The sequence below is a fragment of the Dellaglioa sp. CoH-56-MRSF-10 genome (assembly GCF_056782175.1).
This window is the reverse complement of sequence record NZ_JBXAYF010000167.1, coordinates 1-232: the sequence shown is the minus strand read 5'-3', so window position 1 is coordinate 232 and position 232 is coordinate 1. Positions and strand designations below refer to the sequence as shown.

At 50.9% G+C, this 232-nt stretch carries 1 protein-coding gene; it reads left to right on the top strand.

Translation table 11 applies throughout. The annotated features are described in order from the left end of the window. The first annotated feature begins 64 nt into the window (after window positions 1–64). Complete coding sequence (locus AC1RP4_RS08145; RefSeq protein WP_481763301.1) at window positions 65–232, top strand: hypothetical protein; 168 nt, start codon at window positions 65–67, stop codon at window positions 230–232.

The following is a 232-nucleotide window of genomic DNA, read 5'->3' as shown; positions in this document are numbered from 1 at the left end:
ATCTGGGACGGTATTACGTCTGACATACTGAAGGCCGGTATCGCCAAGAGCAAACGTAATTGACATGGACGCTGCTGATCTGTATAGTTTGCTTGAGGATTCGCTGTGCATCGTGCGGCGCGCGGTGTGGAGCGAATATGGTGACTGGGCTGCGTCAGTCGAACAGCGGCTGATGAATGCCATGAACGAACTAGTTGAGGAAGATGAAGATGAACAAGAAGTATCACCGTGA

Bases quoted from the DNA above. Each gene is read 5' to 3' on its own strand.
- AC1RP4_RS08145 (WP_481763301.1), top strand. From the start codon at position 65: ATGGACGCTGCTGATCTGTATAGTTTGCTTGAGGATTCGCTGTGCATC.